The sequence below is a fragment of the Actinomycetospora straminea genome, from assembly GCF_028737255.1.
GTDB lineage: Bacteria > Actinomycetota > Actinomycetes > Mycobacteriales > Pseudonocardiaceae > Actinomycetospora > Actinomycetospora straminea.
In genome coordinates this window covers 22,287-38,079 of the sequence record NZ_JAQZAN010000006.1, presented here as the reverse complement: position 1 = coordinate 38,079, position 15,793 = coordinate 22,287, and the positions used below count along the sequence as shown (strand labels likewise).

The 15,793-nt window shown below is 73.7% G+C and carries 20 protein-coding genes; 12 read left to right on the top strand and 8 right to left on the bottom strand.

What is annotated here, in order from left to right:
- The first annotated feature begins 66 nt into the window (after positions 1-66).
- Entirely contained in the window at positions 67-846 is a 780-nt protein-coding gene (locus PH190_RS10395; protein WP_274231434.1) for a GH12 family glycosyl hydrolase domain-containing protein, read from the top strand.
- 3 nt (positions 847-849) lie between these two features.
- On the opposite strand, the gene PH190_RS10390 is transcribed toward PH190_RS10395, so the two are convergent.
- Positions 850-1,227 carry an RNA-binding S4 domain-containing protein gene (locus PH190_RS10390; protein WP_274231433.1) on the bottom strand — a complete coding sequence of 126 codons (378 nt, stop codon included), beginning with the start codon at positions 1,225-1,227 and terminating at the stop codon, positions 850-852.
- A 39-nt stretch (positions 1,228-1,266) separates the two neighbouring features.
- Here PH190_RS10390 and PH190_RS10385 point away from each other — a divergent pair, with 39 nt between their 5' ends.
- The 4 genes from PH190_RS10385 to PH190_RS10370 all read left to right on the top strand — a co-directional run bounded on the left by PH190_RS10385 (position 1,267) and on the right by PH190_RS10370 (position 4,217).
- Positions 1,267-2,112 (top strand): LLM class F420-dependent oxidoreductase, encoded by an 846-nt coding sequence (locus PH190_RS10385; RefSeq protein ID WP_274231432.1) that lies wholly within the window; start codon positions 1,267-1,269, stop codon positions 2,110-2,112.
- Complete coding sequence (locus PH190_RS10380; protein ID WP_274231431.1) at positions 2,112-2,531, top strand: TIGR03668 family PPOX class F420-dependent oxidoreductase; 420 nt, start codon at positions 2,112-2,114, stop codon at positions 2,529-2,531. The genes PH190_RS10385 and PH190_RS10380 overlap by 1 nt, the downstream gene beginning before the upstream one ends.
- A 110-nt stretch (positions 2,532-2,641) precedes the next feature.
- Positions 2,642-3,688 carry a magnesium transporter gene (locus tag PH190_RS10375; RefSeq protein ID WP_274231430.1) on the top strand — a complete coding sequence of 349 codons (1,047 nt, stop codon included), beginning with the start codon at positions 2,642-2,644 and terminating at the stop codon, positions 3,686-3,688.
- Positions 3,689-3,764: 76 nt separating this feature from the next.
- The gene (locus PH190_RS10370) at positions 3,765-4,217 is read left to right on the top strand and encodes a pyridoxamine 5'-phosphate oxidase family protein (protein ID WP_274231429.1); all 453 of its coding nucleotides are present in this window, start codon (positions 3,765-3,767) and stop codon (positions 4,215-4,217) included.
- Between the two features lie 9 nt (positions 4,218-4,226).
- Here the strand turns inward: PH190_RS10370 and PH190_RS10365 are convergent, their stop codons facing one another.
- The 5 genes from PH190_RS10365 to PH190_RS10345 form a co-directional block, all read right to left on the bottom strand.
- The gene (locus tag PH190_RS10365; protein WP_274231428.1) at positions 4,227-5,147 is read right to left on the bottom strand and encodes an alpha/beta hydrolase; all 921 of its coding nucleotides are present in this window, start codon (positions 5,145-5,147) and stop codon (positions 4,227-4,229) included.
- 96 nt (positions 5,148-5,243) lie between these two features.
- On the bottom strand, positions 5,244-5,762 hold the full coding sequence (locus PH190_RS10360) for a hypothetical protein (protein WP_274231427.1): 519 nt from the start codon (positions 5,760-5,762) through the stop codon (positions 5,244-5,246).
- A 106-nt stretch (positions 5,763-5,868) separates the two neighbouring features.
- A complete protein-coding gene (locus PH190_RS10355) occupies positions 5,869-6,546 on the bottom strand; it encodes an MBL fold metallo-hydrolase (RefSeq protein WP_274231426.1) in 678 nt (225 codons plus the stop codon).
- A 10-nt stretch (positions 6,547-6,556) separates the two neighbouring features.
- Entirely contained in the window at positions 6,557-6,778 is a 222-nt protein-coding gene (locus PH190_RS10350) for a hypothetical protein (protein WP_274231425.1), read from the bottom strand.
- Between the two features lie 19 nt (positions 6,779-6,797).
- Entirely contained in the window at positions 6,798-7,370 is a 573-nt protein-coding gene (locus tag PH190_RS10345) for a TIGR03086 family metal-binding protein (RefSeq protein ID WP_274231424.1), read from the bottom strand.
- A 52-nt stretch (positions 7,371-7,422) separates the two neighbouring features.
- Between PH190_RS10345 and PH190_RS10340 the strand changes: the two genes are divergently transcribed.
- From PH190_RS10340 to PH190_RS10330, 3 genes are all read left to right on the top strand, one after another.
- Positions 7,423-8,256, top strand: coding sequence for a helix-turn-helix domain-containing protein (locus PH190_RS10340; protein WP_274231423.1), 834 nt, complete (start codon positions 7,423-7,425; stop codon positions 8,254-8,256).
- 188 nt (positions 8,257-8,444) lie between these two features.
- A complete protein-coding gene (uvrA, locus tag PH190_RS10335; protein ID WP_274231422.1) occupies positions 8,445-11,345 on the top strand; it encodes an excinuclease ABC subunit UvrA in 2,901 nt (966 codons plus the stop codon).
- Positions 11,346-11,431: 86 nt separating this feature from the next.
- A complete protein-coding gene (locus PH190_RS10330) occupies positions 11,432-12,175 on the top strand; it encodes an alpha/beta fold hydrolase (protein ID WP_274231421.1) in 744 nt (247 codons plus the stop codon).
- Here the strand turns inward: PH190_RS10330 and PH190_RS10325 are convergent.
- Positions 12,165-12,539, bottom strand: a complete 375-nt coding sequence (locus tag PH190_RS10325) for a cupin domain-containing protein (RefSeq protein WP_274231420.1) — start codon at positions 12,537-12,539, stop codon at positions 12,165-12,167. The genes PH190_RS10330 and PH190_RS10325 overlap by 11 nt on opposite strands.
- A gap of 423 nt (positions 12,540-12,962) precedes the next feature.
- On the opposite strand from PH190_RS10325, the gene infC reads away from it, so the two are divergent.
- The 4 genes from infC (at position 12,963) to PH190_RS10305 (ending at position 15,222) form a co-directional block, all read left to right on the top strand.
- The gene (infC, locus tag PH190_RS10320) at positions 12,963-13,559 is read left to right on the top strand and encodes a translation initiation factor IF-3 (protein WP_274231419.1); all 597 of its coding nucleotides are present in this window, start codon (positions 12,963-12,965) and stop codon (positions 13,557-13,559) included.
- Positions 13,560-13,700: 141 nt separating this feature from the next.
- The gene (rpmI, locus tag PH190_RS10315; protein WP_274203414.1) at positions 13,701-13,898 is read left to right on the top strand and encodes a 50S ribosomal protein L35; all 198 of its coding nucleotides are present in this window, start codon (positions 13,701-13,703) and stop codon (positions 13,896-13,898) included.
- A gap of 74 nt (positions 13,899-13,972) precedes the next feature.
- Entirely contained in the window at positions 13,973-14,380 is a 408-nt protein-coding gene (rplT, locus tag PH190_RS10310; RefSeq protein WP_274231418.1) for a 50S ribosomal protein L20, read from the top strand.
- On the top strand, positions 14,377-15,222 hold the full coding sequence (locus PH190_RS10305) for a TrmH family RNA methyltransferase (protein WP_274231642.1): 846 nt from the start codon (positions 14,377-14,379) through the stop codon (positions 15,220-15,222). Before rplT ends, PH190_RS10305 begins: the two co-directional genes overlap by 4 nt.
- 7 nt (positions 15,223-15,229) lie before the next feature.
- Here the strand turns inward: PH190_RS10305 and PH190_RS10300 are convergent, their stop codons facing one another.
- Positions 15,230-15,772: an NADPH-dependent F420 reductase gene (locus PH190_RS10300; RefSeq protein WP_274231417.1), complete on the bottom strand. Its 543-nt coding sequence runs from the start codon at positions 15,770-15,772 to the stop codon at positions 15,230-15,232.
- Positions 15,773-15,793 lie beyond the last annotated feature (21 nt).

The following is a 15,793-nucleotide window of genomic DNA, read 5'->3' as shown; positions in this document are numbered from 1 at the left end:
GTACGTTTCAGCGCGACGAACGGTCGAGGGCGAGGACGGCAGCGGATGAACGGTCGGGATCGGGCGATGAGCGGAGTGGTCGTGGCGGTCCTCGCCGTGCTCGCGATGCTGGTGGGGGGCAGTCCCGCGCTGGCCACCGACCCGGACACCCCCCGGGTCGAGGGCAAGCGGGTGTGCGGCAAGACCGAGTCCACGCCGGTGGCCGGCGGGCGCTACGAGGCCCAGAACAACCTCTGGGGCGCGAACACCCCGCAGTGCATCACGGCCTTCGACACCGGCTTCGTCGTCGACCCGGCCGACCACCGCAAGGAGAGCGGGCCCGCCTCGTACCCGTCGATGGTGTGGGGCTGCAACTACGGCAACTGCACGAAGGGCACGCCGTTCCCGAAGCGGGTCTCCGAGCTCGCCGGCCTGCGCTCCTCCTGGGCCGTCTCGGTGCCGCCGACCGGCGACTACAACGTCTCCTACGACCTCTGGATGGACCCGACGCCGCGGCGCAACGGGCGCCCGACCGGGCTCGAGCTCATGATCTGGCTGAAGAACACCCCGCGCGTCCAGCCCATCGGCAGCAAGAAGGCCGAGGTCACCATCGCCGGCGCCACCTGGGACGTCTGGCTCGGCGCCATCGACCTGCCGACGATCAGCTACGTGCGCCGGCAGCCGACGCTCGAGGTCCGCGACCTGCCCCTCGACCAGTTCGTCGCCGACGCGCAGCGCCGCGGCGTCGCCAAGCCCGAGTGGTACATGACGAGCGTGCAGGCCGGCTTCGAGCCGTGGATCGGCGGCCGGGGGCTCACGACCCGCTCGTTCTCCGCCGACATCGGGACGCCCGCCCCGGCGCCCTGACGCTCACTCCTCGCCGGCGCGCTCCCGCAGCGCGTCGATCATCCGGCGGTCGCGCTTGGTCGGTCGCCCGGCACCGCGGTCGCGGACGGCGACCGCGGCCGGGCGCTCCTCCGGCGGCGGGGGCGGCGGGGTGTGGTCGACGTAGCAGGTCACGGCCACCGGGGCGCCCACGCGCTTCTCGATGACCTTGGCGACCTCGACGATCCGCGGGATCTCGTAGACCCGCGTGCGCACCGTGTCGCCCGGCCTGACCGGCGTCGCCGGCTTGGCCGGGGTGTCGTTCACGCGCACGTGACCGCCCCGGCACGCCGCGGCGGCGTCGGCCCGGGTCTTGGTCAGCCGCACCGCCCAGAGCCAGCGGTCGACGCGTGTGGACTCCATCGGGGCCCAGTGTGCCGTCCCCGGCGACGGGATAATCGGGTGAACGTGCACCACGGCATCATGATGTTCCCGACGGACTACGCCATCGACCCGGCCACGCTGGCCAAGGAGGTGGAGGACCGGGGCTTCGACTCGCTCTGGTTCCCCGAGCACAGCCACATCCCGACGAGCCGGCAGTCGCCGTACCCGGGTGGCGGGGACCTGCCGCGGATGTACGTCCACACCTACGACCCGTTCGTCGCCCTCACCGCCGCCGCGGCCGCGACGTCGACGCTGAAGATCGCCACCGGCATCTGCCTGGTCATCCAGCGCGACACCATCCACACCGCCAAGGAGGTCGCGAGCCTCGACCGGCTGTCGGGCGGGCGCTTCCTGTTCGGCATCGGCGGCGGCTGGAACCGCGAGGAGATGGCCCACCACGGCACCAACCCGAAGACCCGCATGCGCCTCATGGGCGAGCAGGTCAAGGCGATGAAGGCGCTGTGGACGCAGGAGGAGGCCGAGTTCCACGGCGAGTTCGTGGACATCGAGCGCAGCTGGGCATGGCCCAAGCCCCTGCAGGAGCCGCACCCGCCGGTCTACGTCGGCGGCATGGGCCCGGGCGTCGAGGACCGCGTCCTCGACTTCGGCGACGCCTGGCTGCCCCAGCGCGTCGGGCCGGACAACATCGGCGAGTTCGAGCAGCGCGCGAACGCCCTCCAGCAGCGTGCCGCCGACGCCGGGCGCGGCCCGATCCCGATGTCGCTGTTCGGCGCCGAGACGTCGCCGGAGGCGATCGAGGGCTACCGCCGCATCGGCCTCGAGCGGGCCATCTACGGCGTGAGCTCGGCCGACCGCGACACGGTGCTCAAGGAGCTCGACGACCTGGCGACGCTGGTCGACTGATGCCCACGCTCGACGTCGACGACGCGCGCCGCCGGTTCGCCGCGGCGCGCGTCGCGCGTCTGGCCACGGTGTCGGGCGACGGGCAGCCGCACCTCGTCCCCGTGGTGTTCGCGGTCGAGCAGGACACGGTGCTCATGGCCGTCGACCAGAAGCCCAAGCGTCACCGCGACCTCAAACGGCTGCGCAACGTCGACGACGACCCGGCGGTCTCGCTGCTCGTCGACCACTACGACGACGACTGGAGCACCCTGTGGTGGGTGCGCGCCGACGGGACGGCGAGCGTCTCCGACGCCGAGCCGGTGCTCGCCCGTGTCCGCGCGGCGCTGGGGGAGCGCTACCCCCAGCACCGCGAGGACCCGCCGGAGGGCCCGGCGATCACGGTCGAGGTCGGCCGGTGGTCGGGGTGGTCGGCGACCTGAGCGTGCCCGGGACGGGACCGCAGGCCCTGGTCGGGAGCCGGTCGGCCCTGGGGCGTCGCCCGGCGGGTCACGAGGATTGGGAGGCGCCCCGCGCGAGAGGAGCCTCCGCCATGTCCGAGCACGCCGCTCCGCACGCCGCCGGGGCCGTGCCGACCCGGAGGGCCGACATCGCCGCGATGACGTCGGCGCCGGTCGGACGGACCGCGGGGAGGACGGTGGATGTCCACGCCTCGGTGGCCGTCCCGGTCACCACCCCGGACGCGCGGTGCCGGGAGGTCCTCGACGGGATGCGGGGGCGTCGGTTCGAATCCGCGTCGACGGTGGCGGTCTGTGCCGCGGACGGGACGCTGACCGGGATGGTCACCATGGAACGGCTGCTGGCGGCCGCTGCCGACACACCCGTGCGCGACGTCATGGACGCCGAGCCGCCGACGGTCACCCCGGCGACGGACCAGGAGCAGGCCGCCTGGCGGGCGGTGCACCGTGGGGAGTCGGCGCTGCCCGTCGTGGACGAGGCGGGGAGGTTCCGTGGGCTGGTCCCTCCGGACCGGCTGCTGGCGGTGCTCCTGGCCGAGCACGACGAGGACGTCGCCCGGCTCGGCGGGTTCCTGGGCTCGTCGTCCGAGGCGCGGTCCGCGGCGCTGGAGAGCGTGGGGCGACGGTTGTGGCACCGGCTGCCGTGGCTGCTCCTGGGCCTGGTCGGCGCGTTCGTGGCGGCGGGCATCGTCGGTGCCTTCGAGCACCAGCTCGAGGAGCAGGTCCTCATCGCCTTCTTCCTCCCCGGAGTGGTCTACCTCGCCGACGCGGTGGGCACGCAGACGGAGGCGCTCGTCATCCGGGGTCTCGCCGCGGGGGTGAGCACCGGGCGGATCGCCCTCCGCGAGGCGGTGACCGGTCCGCTGCTCGGTGTCCTGTTCGCGGCGGTCACCTTCCCGGTCGTCCTGCTGCTGTGGGGCGACCTCCGGGTGGCCGCCGCGGTGGCGGTGGCCCTGTTCGCGGCGTCGTCGATCGCGACCGTCGTGGCGCTGGCCCTGCCCGCCCTGCTGCACCGCCTCGGTCGCGACCCCGCCTTCGGCTCGGGGCCGCTCGCCACCGTCGTCCAGGACCTGCTCTCGATCGTCATCTACTTCCTCGCAGCGTCCGCCATCCTGACCTGATGCGCGGGCCGACCGGCCCTGGCGGCGGCGCTTCGGTCGCGGTCTCCTCCGCCCGACCCCGGCGGAGGAGCGACGCATGGACACGGGCGACGACGGGCTGGAGGTCCTCGACCCGACGGCGTGCCGCGCGTTGTTGGGCACGGTCCCGGTGGGACGGCTGGCCTGGGCCGAGCCGGACGGGCACGTCGAGCTCCGGCTGGTGAACGTCGGGGTCGACGGGGACGACCTGGTGTTCCGCGTGGCCGACGGGCCCCTGCTCGACGCGGTGCGCGACGGGCGCCCGCTCACCGTCGAGGCCGACCGGATCGAGCCGGCTCTGCGCACGGGGTGGAGCGTCGCGGCCGTCGGGTACGGCGTCGAGGACCCCACCGGCGCCGCGGAGGGGCGGGTGACACCGTGGGCCCGCGGGCCGCACCCCTGGACCGTCCGGCTGCGACCCCAGCAGATCACCGGCCGGCGTGTGCGCCTCGTCCCCGGGGAGGTCGTGGTCGTGCGCCTGCCCCGGGAGGACGGGGACGTGGAGCCGTGACGGATCGGCTCACCCCTTGCCGACGTGCAGGTGCTCGACGAACCAGTCGCGCGCGGCGGCGGAGCTGACCTCGAAACCCGGGCCGGTGTAGGCGTCGAAGTGCCCGCCGGGCACGATGACCAGCTTCTTCGGGTGCACCGCGCTCTCGTACGCGGCCGCGGCGGCCTCGCCGGCGACGAGCCGATCGTGCGGGGCGACGACCATCTGCAGCGGCGTCGGTGAGATCAGCGGCAGGAAGCGGCCCGGCTCGTAGCCCTGGAAGAGCTCGATCGACCGGAGGGTGACCTCGTTGCGCCAGGACGGTGCCCGGTCGGACTGCGTGCGCGTGAAGAACTCGTACGAGTCCGGGGTCGGCAGGGCCGCGGGCGCCGTCGGGTCGTCGCTCACCACCGGCATCATGGCCGGCTCGCCGCCGCGGGCGCGCTCGAGGCGGTCGGCGGCGAACGCCTCCCACGTCGGCCCCCACTGGTCGATGCGCACGAGCGACGCGAACGCGTCCCGGCCCGACACCAGCGGCACCTGGCCGGACACCGCCTTGACCCGCCGGTCGATCGCGCCGACCACGTAGGAATGGGCGCCCGAGTAGCTCGAGCCCCACACGCCGATCCGGTCGGCGTCGACGTCGTCACGGCCCTGCGCGTAGGTGATCGCGTGCTGGTAGTCGCGGACCTGCTCCCACGGGTCGATCTCCTGGCGCGGCTTGCCCGGCGCCGCGTCCGACGCCCCGAACCCCCGGTTGTCGTACACCACGCACGCCAGCCCGGCGGCGGCGAAGACCTCGGCGTAGTCGTCGAGGTGCTGTTCCTTCACCGCCGAGAAGCCGTGGGCCATGACCACGCAGGGGTGGCCGCCGTTCGCGTCGCCGTCGGGTCGGTAGAACCACCCGCGCAGCGTCACGCCCTCGGCGTCGAAAGAGATGTCCTCGCGCATCGTCGCGCTCCTGTCGTCGTCGGCTCCGACGACGCCTCAGCCTGGTGTGCCGAGGGGTGGGCGCGCATCCGTCGCGAGGTCACGGTCCGGCAGAGATCAGCGCGCGGCGAGGTCGATCCGGCACTCGGGGACACCGGGGGCGATCGGCTGCACCGCCGTGATCTCGAAGGCCCCGGTCAGCGCCACCCCGCCGCCCTCGCCGGCGGGCCGGACCCGGACGTGCGCGGGGTCCGCTCCGGTGATCGTCAGGCGCGCGGGCGACGCGGGGCTGTTCGCGCCGGGGCAGCTGTAGGAGCGCAGGACGATCGTCGCGGGCTGCGCCGCGGGGTCGCCGCCCTTGACGGCGGTCTGGTCGATCTGCACCCCGAGGTTGACCCGTCCGGCCGCGAGCGTGCCGCCGCGGAAGGAGTCGCGGTACGTGGTCAGGCTCGCGACCAGGCCGCTCGCGTCGACGTCGGTGCGGACCGTGCGGTCGACCTGCCGCGCGAACAGGCTGCTCGCGACGCCCGTGAGCGCCAGGGCGAACAGCAGGACGACGACGATGACGACCGCCGCCACGATGGCGAGGACCGTCCGGGTCCTCCCGTTGGCGGAGCGATCCTGCGTGCTGGTCATGGAGGGTCCCCCGAGCTGGCCGCGACCGACGTGTACCGGCTCGATCGCACCAGCACGACGCAGCGTTAGCGAATCTCGGCTCCGAACGGGTGATGCCGGGCCGGCCTCACCAGCCCCGCTCGCGCCACTCCCCGAGCTTGGGGCGCTCGGTGCCCAGCGTCGTGTCGTCGCCGTGGCCGGGGTAGACGACGGTGTCGTCGTCCAGCCGGCCGAAGACCTTGGCCTCGAGGTCGTCCATCAGCGAGCGGAACTCGTCGGGGCCGGCGGTCTTGCCGGGGCCGCCGGGGAAGAGGGAGTCGCCGGTGAAGAGGTGCCCGGAGCCGGCGGGGTCGCGGTAGAGCAGCGCGATCGAGCCGGGGGTGTGGCCGTCGAGGTGGATGATCTCCACCTGCGAGCCGCCGAAGCCGACGGTGTCGCCGTCGCCGACCGTGTGGTCCGGCGCCACGGGCAGCTCGGGGGCGTCGCGCTCGCCGGCGTAGGTGGTGGGGGAGAGGGCGGCGACCGCGTCCTCGAGCGACTGGATGTGGTCCCAGTGCTTGTGGGTGGTCGCGAGGCTCGTCACCTTGCCGCGGTCGGCGACCGTGTCGACGGTGTCGAGCAGGCGCTCGGTCTCGTTCGCGGCGTCGATGAGCAGCGCCTCGCCGGTGCCGCGGTCGACGAGCAGGTAGGCGTTGTTGTCCATCGGCCCGACCGACACCTTGGTGATCGAGACGTCCTGCAGGTCGCGCCGCGCGGCGGGGCCGCCGGGCTCGACGTGGCCGGTGTAGTCGTCGAGGAGGTCCACGCGCGGAAGACTAGCGCCGCTCGGGCTTGTAGCCGGCCCTGCGCAGCGCATCGGGGCTGAGGACCTCGCCGCAGTGCTCGCACCGGGGCGGCTCGTCCTGCGTGATCACCACCGCGAGGTGCCCGGCGCGGCTGGCGGCGCACTCGGCACGGGCCGTGTCGGCGTCGGTCGCGGAGCTCCACGTCCGCCGCGCGCGCAGCCTCTTCAGCTCGGCGGGGTCGATGTCACCCATGCCGACCATGGTGCCCGCGTCAGGGCGTCCAGAGCGGATCGCGGCCCGCGAGGGCGACGACGCGGTCGAGCAGCGGCGCATCGTGGGGCACGTCGACGGCCGGCCCGAACGCACCCATCTGCCGACCCAGCGGGGTCAGTTGCGCGAGCGCGGCGTGCGCCTCCTCGAGGAGCGCGTCGTCCCACGTCACCGGCTGCCCGAGCCCGCGGCCGAGGTCCCAGCCGTGCAGGACGAGCTCGCAGAACGTCATCGTGCCCACGACGGCCGCGGGCAGCTCGGTGCTCGTCATCGTGGTCGTGCCCGCCCACGACGCCGGGTCGCTCCACACGGCGACGAGGTCGTCGCGGGCGGCACCGAGCTCGGCGGGCCAGTCGCCGACGGCCTGCGGCGCGCCGGGCTCGGGCGGGGTCCCGCGGCCGGCGCCCGCGAGCACGGGCGTCCAGGTCATCATGTGCTCGACGAGGTGGCGCACGGTCCAGCCCGCGCAGGGCACGGGCGCGTCGAGGTGGTCGGCGGCGGCCGCGACCAGCTCCTCGTGCGGGGCGGCCGCGGCGGCGACGAGGTGCGGGCGGGGCGTGAAGTCGGGGAACACGGGCCAGGACGCTAGCCAGGGCGCCGCAGCGGGTCATGGAGGAACGCGACAGGTGCCGGAGCGGGATCCACGCGAGCTCGGCGGGCACTGGCGCACCGCGCAGACGATCGCCGTGCACGAGCCCGACGCCGACCTCGCGCCCTGGGTCGAGCGGCTGTGGACCGCGTCGTGGGAGTACGCGGAGCCCTACCGGCAGAAGATCGTCCCGCTGCCGCAGGTGCACGTGTCGGTGATCGACGCCGGCGGTGGGCGCGCCGAGGGGGGAGCGAAGGTCACCTCGGCGGCCTCGGACGCAGCGGGGGTGACCTTCGCTCCCCACCCCCGGGTCGTCGGCCCCCGCAGCCGGCACATGGTCCGCGTGCTGGCCGGGCGCGGGTCGGTGGTGGGCGCGGCGTTCCGGCCCGGGGTGTTCCGGGTGGTCGCCGGGCGGCCGGTGGCCGAGCTGGTCGACTGCGAGCTGGACGTCCCCGACGTGCCGGGCCTCGCCGGCGCGCCGCCCTTCGCCGGGGACCTGGCGGCCTGGCTGCGCGCCCACCTGCCCGCCGGGGGGCCGCCCCGCGCGGCACGGGAGGCCGCCGAGCTCGTCGCGCACGTCGCCGCCGACCCGACCATCGCCCGGGTCGACCGGCTCGCCGCGGCCGCCGGCACCAGCATGCGGACGTTGCAGCGGCTGTTCGCCGAGCACGTGGGGCCCGGGCCGAAGTGGGTGATCCGGCGCTACCGGCTGCAGGAGGTCGTCGGGCGCCTCGAGGCCGGGGGAGGGGTCGACTGGGCCGACCTCGCCGCGACGCTGGGCTACGCCGACCAGGCGCACCTCTCCCGTGACTTCGCCGACCTCTTCGGTGAACCGCCCACCTGGTACGCCCGGCGCTACCCGGCGACCTGACGTCCGGTCGGACCACCCCGACGGCGCAACCGGTCGTCGCCCCGGACCCTCGCCCGGTCGCGCGGGACCCGGGCGGGACGGCCGCTGTCGGGGGTCGTCCCTAGCATGGAGTGGACCGGGGGAAGAGACATTCGTCGTCGCGTGTTCCCATCCCGGTGCGTCTCGCCCGGAGCCTGGAGGCCTCGCACGTGGTCGATCGTCTCGTCGTCCAGGGCGCCCGTGAGCACAACCTCACGGGCGTCGATCTCGACCTGCCCCGCGACAGCCTGGTCGTCTTCACCGGTCTGTCGGGCTCGGGCAAGTCGAGCCTGGCGTTCGACACGATCTTCGCCGAGGGCCAGCGCCGCTACGTCGAGTCGCTGTCGGCCTACGCGCGCCAGTTCCTCGGGCAGATGGACAAGCCCGACGTCGACTTCATCGAGGGCCTGTCGCCCGCGGTGTCGATCGACCAGAAGTCGACCAGCCGCAACCCGCGGTCGACGGTCGGCACCATCACCGAGGTCTACGACTACCTGCGGCTGCTCTACGCGCGCGCCGGCACGCCCCACTGCCCCACCTGCGGCGAGATCATCTCGAAGCAGACGCCGCAGCAGATCGTCGACCAGGTGCTCGAGATGGAGCCGGGCCGCCGGTTCCAGGTGCTCGCGCCGGTCATCCGCGGGCGCAAGGGCGAGTACGTCGACCTGTTCAGCCAGCTCCAGGGCCAGGGCTACTCCCGCGTGCTCGTCGACGGTACGGTGTATCCGCTGTCCGAGCCGCCGACGCTGAAGAAGCAGGAGAAGCACGACATCGCGGTCGTCGTCGACCGGCTGTCGGTGAAGTCGAGCGCCAAGCAGCGCCTCACCGACTCGGTCGAGACGGCGCTGCGCCTGGCCGAGGGCATCCTGGTGCTCGACTTCGTCGACCTCCCCGACGACGACCCGGACCGCGAGCGCCGCTTCTCCGAGCGCATGGCCTGCCCGAACGGCCACCAGCTCCAGGTCGACGACCTCGAGCCCCGCGCCTTCTCCTTCAACTCGCCCTACGGCGCCTGCCCCACGTGTGCGGGTCTGGGCATCAAGAAGGAGGTCGACCCCGAGCTGCTGGTGCCCGACGACGAGCTCTCGCTCGCCGACGGGGCCATCGCGCCGTGGGCGATCGGCCAGTCCGCGGAGTACTTCACGCGCCTGCTCACCGCGCTGTCCGAGCAGGTCGGCTTCCGGATGGACACGCCGTGGCGCAAGCTGCCGGCGCGGGTCCAGAAGGCGGTGCTGCACGGCTCGGACGACCAGGTGCACGTGCGCTACCGCAACCGCTACGGCCGCGAGCGCTCGTACTACGCCTCGTTCGAGGGCGTCGTGCCCTTCCTGGAGCGCCGACTCGACCAGGCGGAGTCCGACAGCGCCCGCGAGCGCTACGAGGGCTACATGCGCGACGTCCCGTGCCCGGCCTGCGGCGGGACGCGGCTCAAGCCCGAGATCCTCGCGGTGACGCTGCGGCACGAGACGCTGGGTGACCGCTCGATCGCCGACCTCACGGCGCTGTCGGTCGCCGACTGCGCGGAGTTCATGAAGGGCCTGGTCCTCGGCACGCGCGAGCAGGTCATCGCGGGCGCGGTGCTCAAGGAGATCGACGCCCGCCTGGGCTTCCTGCTCGACGTCGGGCTCGACTACCTGTCGCTGGCGCGCGCCGCCGCGACGCTGTCCGGCGGCGAGGCCCAGCGCATCCGCCTCGCGACGCAGATCGGCTCCGGGCTGGTCGGGGTGCTCTACGTCCTCGACGAGCCGTCGATCGGGCTCCACCAGCGCGACAACCGGCGGCTCATCGACACGCTGTCCCGGCTGCGCGACCTCGGCAACACGCTCATCGTCGTCGAGCACGACGAGGACACCGTCCGGGCGTCGGACTGGGTGGTCGACATCGGGCCGGGCGCCGGCGAGCACGGCGGCCGCGTCGTCTACTCGGGGCCGGTCGAGGGCCTCGAGGAGAGCGAGGAGTCGCTCACCGGGGCGTACCTGAGTGGCCGCGAGCAGATCCCGGTGCCGCAGATCCGCCGGCCGATCGACAAGAAGCGCCAGGTCTCGGTCGTGGGCGCCCGCGAGCACAACCTCCACGACGTCGACGTGTCGTTCCCGCTGGGCTGCCTCGTCTCGATCACCGGGGTGTCCGGGTCGGGGAAGTCGACGCTGGTCAACGACATCCTCGCGACGGTCCTCGCCAACAAGCTCAACGGTGCGCGCCAGGTGCCGGGCCGGCACACGCGGGTCACGGGCCTCGAGCACCTCGACAAGCTCGTGCGGGTCGACCAGTCGCCGATCGGCCGCACGCCCCGGTCCAACCCGGCCACGTACACCGGCGTGTGGGACCACATGCGCAAGCTCTTCGCCAGCACCAACGAGGCGAAGGTGCGCGGCTACGGGCCCGGGCGGTTCTCGTTCAACGTCAAGGGCGGGCGCTGCGAGGCGTGCGCCGGCGACGGCACGATCAAGATCGAGATGAACTTCCTGCCCGACGTCTACGTGCCGTGCGAGGTCTGCAAGGGCGCGCGGTACAACCGCGAGACCCTCGAGGTGCACTACAAGGGCAAGAACGTGGCCGAGGTCCTCGACATGCCGATCGAGGAGGCCGCGGAGTTCTTCAAGCCGATCGGGGCGATCCACCGCCACCTGCAGACGCTCACCGAGGTCGGGCTCGGCTACGTCCGCCTGGGCCAGCCGGCGCCGACGCTGTCGGGCGGCGAGGCGCAGCGCGTCAAGCTGGCCTCGGAGCTGCAGAAGCGCTCGATGGGCCGGACGATCTACATCCTCGACGAGCCGACCACCGGCCTGCACTTCGAAGACATCCGCAAGCTCCTCGGCGTCATCAACGGCCTGGTCGACAAGGGCAACACCGTCCTCGTCATCGAGCACAACCTCGACGTGATCAAGGTGTCCGACTGGGTCGTCGACATGGGCCCGGAGGGCGGCAACAACGGCGGCACCGTCGTCGCCCAGGGCACGCCGGAGCAGGTCGCGGCGGTCGAGGGGAGCTACACGGGCCAGTTCCTGTCGAGCCTGGTCACCCCTGACGCCGGCCCGGTCCGCAAGAGCCGCGCGAAGAAGGCCGGCTGATCCCTCGGGCGTCGGCGCAACGACCGCGCAACGCCGCGCGTCACCGTGTCCTCGGCAGCGCACGAGCCGAGGACACGGAGGGCGAGATGGCGACGTTCGTGCTGGTGCACGGAGGATTCACGGACGGCTCCTTCTGGGGCGACACCGCCGCGGGGCTCACCGCGGCCGGCCATCGGGCGCTCGTCGCCGAGCTGCCGAGCACCGGGCGCACGCCCGAGGAGCTCGGCGGGCTCCGGGACGACGTCGCGGAGGTGCGGCGGCTGGTCGACGCCGCCGACGGTGCCGACGGCCCGGTGATCCTCGTCGGCCACTCCTACGGCGGCGCGGTGCTCACCGAGCTCGCCGACCACCCCGGCGTCGCGCGGTCGGTGTACGTGGCCGCGGCGCGACCGCCGCGCGGCGCGTCGATGATGGACCTGTTCGGGGGCGTGGCGCCGACCTGGACCGTCGCCCATCCCTCGGGGCTCGCCGCCGGCACGGTCGACGACGCGGAGACCACCCGCCGGATCTTCTGCGCGGAGATGACCCCGGAGCAGTGGGCGCCGTGGCACGCCCACCAGATGGGGATCCTCAGCTCGGCCGCGGCGATCACCGAGGTCGCCACGGCCCCGGACCCCACCCACCCGGCCACCTACGTGCTCTGCGAGCGCGACGCCGCCCTGCCCCCACCCGCGCAGGAGGCCATGGCGGCGTCCGCGGACCGGGTCGTCCGCGTCCCGACCTCGCACTGGCCCATGTACGTCGACCGCGACGGCTTCCTCGCGCTCCTCGAGCGGGAGGCGGAGGCGGCGGGCGCCTCGCGCGCCGCGGGGGACGTGCTCAGCCCGTGATCTCGGTGTGGTGGGCGCGGTAGAGCGCCCGGACGATCTGGGGCGCCGGCTCCGGGTCCCGCTCGACGAGGGTGTGGACGGCCTCGACGAGGCGGGTCGCCTCCGGTGTGGTGATCACCAGCATCCGCGCCGGCTCGGTGCCCGGGTTGGCGAAGGCGTGCGCGGAGCCACGGGGCACCGAGACCACCGAGCCGGGGCCGCAGTGGTGCGACACGCCGTCGAGCTCGAACGCCACCGTGCCCTCGAGGACGTAGAACGCCGCGTCGTCGCTGAGGTGCCGGTGCGGCGGCGGGCCCTCCCACGCCGGCGGGAGCACGGACTCGAACACCGCGAAGCCGTCGGCGTCGCCGGGCTCGACCTTCATCCGGATGCGGGACCCGACCGGTCGTCCGGCGCCGGGAAGATGGACGAGCGACGACATGGCGACCCCCGGGACGGCGCGGACGAGCACTCCTGACGTGGGAGAAGTGTCGCCGGACGGCCCGGCCCGTCAAGGACGGCGCGGGGGCCGCTGACCGGGAACACCGCGGTCCGGTGGTACGTTGTGCGGTGAGCGACCAGCTCGGTGAACGTCTTGCGTCCGTCGAGCGGCAAGTGGAGCCCCGGCTCCCACCCGTCCACCGCACAGGTGAGCGGGTCCCGGTCCGGCCGTCGCGGCGCGCGAGCGCCGCCGGCGGCAGCGTTGCCGCGAGGGGACGTGGATCGGTCGACCGTGGGCCCTGCCGCCACCTCGCGTGGCGCGGGGCCCGACGTTCATCGGGGCTCCGACTGCCGGGTCGCAGAGACTGTGTCACGGACCCGAGGAGAGCTCATCAGCACAGAGACCCGCATCAACGAGCGCATCCGCGTTCCCGAGGTGCGACTGGTCGGCCCCAACGGCGAGCAGGTCGGGATCGTCCGCATCGAGGACGCCCTGCGCCTGGCCCGCGAGGCCGACCTCGACCTGGTCGAGGTGGCCGCCCAGGCCCGCCCGCCGGTCTGCAAGCTCATGGACTACGGCAAGTTCAAGTACGAGAGCGCGCAGAAGGCCCGCGAGTCGCGGCGCAACCAGCAGCAGACGGTGATCAAGGAGCAGAAGCTCCGGCCGAAGATCGACCCTCACGACTACGAGACGAAAAAGGGTCACGTGACCCGCTTCCTCGGGCAGGGTCACAAGGTCAAGGTCACCATCATGTTCCGTGGCCGCGAGCAGTCGCGCCCGGAGCTGGGCTTCCGCCTCCTGCAGCGCCTCGCCGAGGACGTCGGTGAGCTCGGCTACGTCGAGGCGACGCCGAAGCAGGACGGCCGGAACATGACCATGGTCCTGGCGCCGAACAAGAAGCCGCAGAAGGCCCAGCGCCCCCAGCAGGAGGCGCAGGAGCCGGCCCCCGAGCCGGCGGGCTGACCGGGCTGAGCACGACCGGCCGCACCCACCCTCCGGGTGCGGCCGGCTTCCCGGGCGCCCGTACCGTCGTCCCGAGACGGCGGACGGGCGTCGACCACCCCGGCGGAGCACGTCGATCCGCACGAGGAGCAAGGACAGGACATGCCGAAGAACAAGACGCACAGCGGCGCCAAGAAGCGCATCAAGGTGACCGGGAGCGGCAAGCTGCTGCGCGAGAAGGCCGGCAAGCGCCACCTGCTGGAGAAGAAGTCCAGCCACAAGACCCGCGCGCTCTCCGGCAACGACGAGGTCGCGCCGCAGGACAGCTCGCGCATGCGCCGCCTGCTCGGCCGCGCCTGAGCCCCCGCCCCACCCCGCGACCCCATCCGGACCGGATCCGCTCCGCTCCCTGATCTGATCGAAGGCAGGACCACGTGGCACGCGTGAAGCGCGCGGTCAACGCGCAGAAGAAGCGTCGCACCACCCTGGAGATGGCCAGCGGCTACCGCGGCCAGCGCTCCCGGCTCTACCGCAAGGCCAAGGAGCAGACGCTCCACTCGCTGACGTACGCCTACCGCGACCGCAAGCAGCGCAAGGGCGACTTCCGGCAGCTGTGGATCACCCGCATCAACGCGGCCGCGCGCTCCAACGACATGACCTACAACCGGTTCATGCAGGGCCTCAAGCTCGCGGGCGTCGAGGTCGACCGCAAGAACCTGGCCGAGATCGCCGTCTCGGACCCGGCCGCGTTCACCGCGCTGGTCGAGGTCGCGAAGGCCGCGGTGCCGGCGGACAAGAACGCCGCCGGCAAGAACGAGGGCAAGAGCGAGGACGCGGCCTGACCGCTGGGCCCACGGTCCTCACCGAACGCACGCCGCGCGTCGCAGCAGCCCGCAAGCTGCTGCGGCGCGCGTCGCGTCTCGAGGCCGGGCGGTTCCTCGTCGAGGGCGTCCGCCCGGTGCACGACGCCCTGACGTGGGCCGCGGACGGCCCGTCTGACCAGGCCCGACGCGTGCACGACCTCTTCCTCACCGACGCCGTCGCCGACCGGGACCCCACGCTGGAGGACCGGGCGCGCTCGATCGGCATCCGTGTCGCGCGGGTCACCGAGAAGGCCGCCGCCGGGCTGTCCGACACCGTCACCCCGCAGGGCGTGGTCGTCGTCTGCTCCACGGTCACCGTCGGGCTCGACGAGGCCCTCGGCGACCGGCCCCGGCTCGTGACGGTGCTCGCCGGCGTCGCCGACCCCGGCAACGCCGGCACGGTCATCCGCACCAGCGACGCGGCCGGCGTCGACGCCGTCGTGCTCGCCGGGGACAGCCGCAACCAGCCGGTCGACCCGCACAACGGCAAGTGCGTGCGGGCGACGATGGGCAGCCTGTTCCACCTCCCGCTCGCGGTGTCCCGCGACGTCGACGCGGTCGTGACCGCGCTGCGCGAGCGCGGGCTGACGCTGCTCGCGGCCGCCGGCGACGGCGAGACGGTGCTCGACCCGTCCGCCGACGCGCTGCTGGCCGCCCCGACGGCGTGGCTGTTCGGCAGCGAGGCCCACGGGCTCGACGACCACGCCGCGGGCCTCGCCGACCACCGCGTCCGCGTGCCGATCCACGGCCGGGCCGAGAGCCTCAACCTCGCGACCGCCGCCGCGGTGTGCCTCTACGCGTCGGCCCGCGCCCAGCGCTGACCAGCCGTCAGAGCTCGCCCGGCATGGCGACGCGGTAGAAGACACCGCCGGGCGGCCGAGCGCCGAGGAGCAGCCAGACGGCGCCCTCGAGGTCCCGCGCGCGCGACAGGTCGCCGACCAGGACGGGGTCGTAGCCCGCGTCGCGGATGAGGGTCTCGGTGACCTCGACGGCGCCCTCGTCGGCCACGTACCAGTTGCTCGGCCGCACCCGCTGCTCGCGCACCCGGTCGAACAGGCTCGCGAAGTTCGCGTTGAAGGCCTTGGCCACCGGCGCGCCGGTGAAGGTCTTGACCTCCTCGGCGTTCGACGGGCCGCCGCCGGCCCGCTCGCCGAAGACGTTCGTCGCGTCGATCGCAATCTTCCCGGCGAGACCGGCGACCTTGCCGAGGGCCGGTGAGATCCGGTCGCCGGGCACCGCGACGAGGACGACGTCCGCGTCGGCGACGTCGCCGCCGTCCCGGCCCAGCTCCTCGACGTCGTGGCCCGCCTCGCGCCACAGGCGGGCCAGCCCGCCCCCGATGTTCCCGCGCCCGATCGTCACGATCCTCATCCCGGTCTCCTCCCGAGGTCG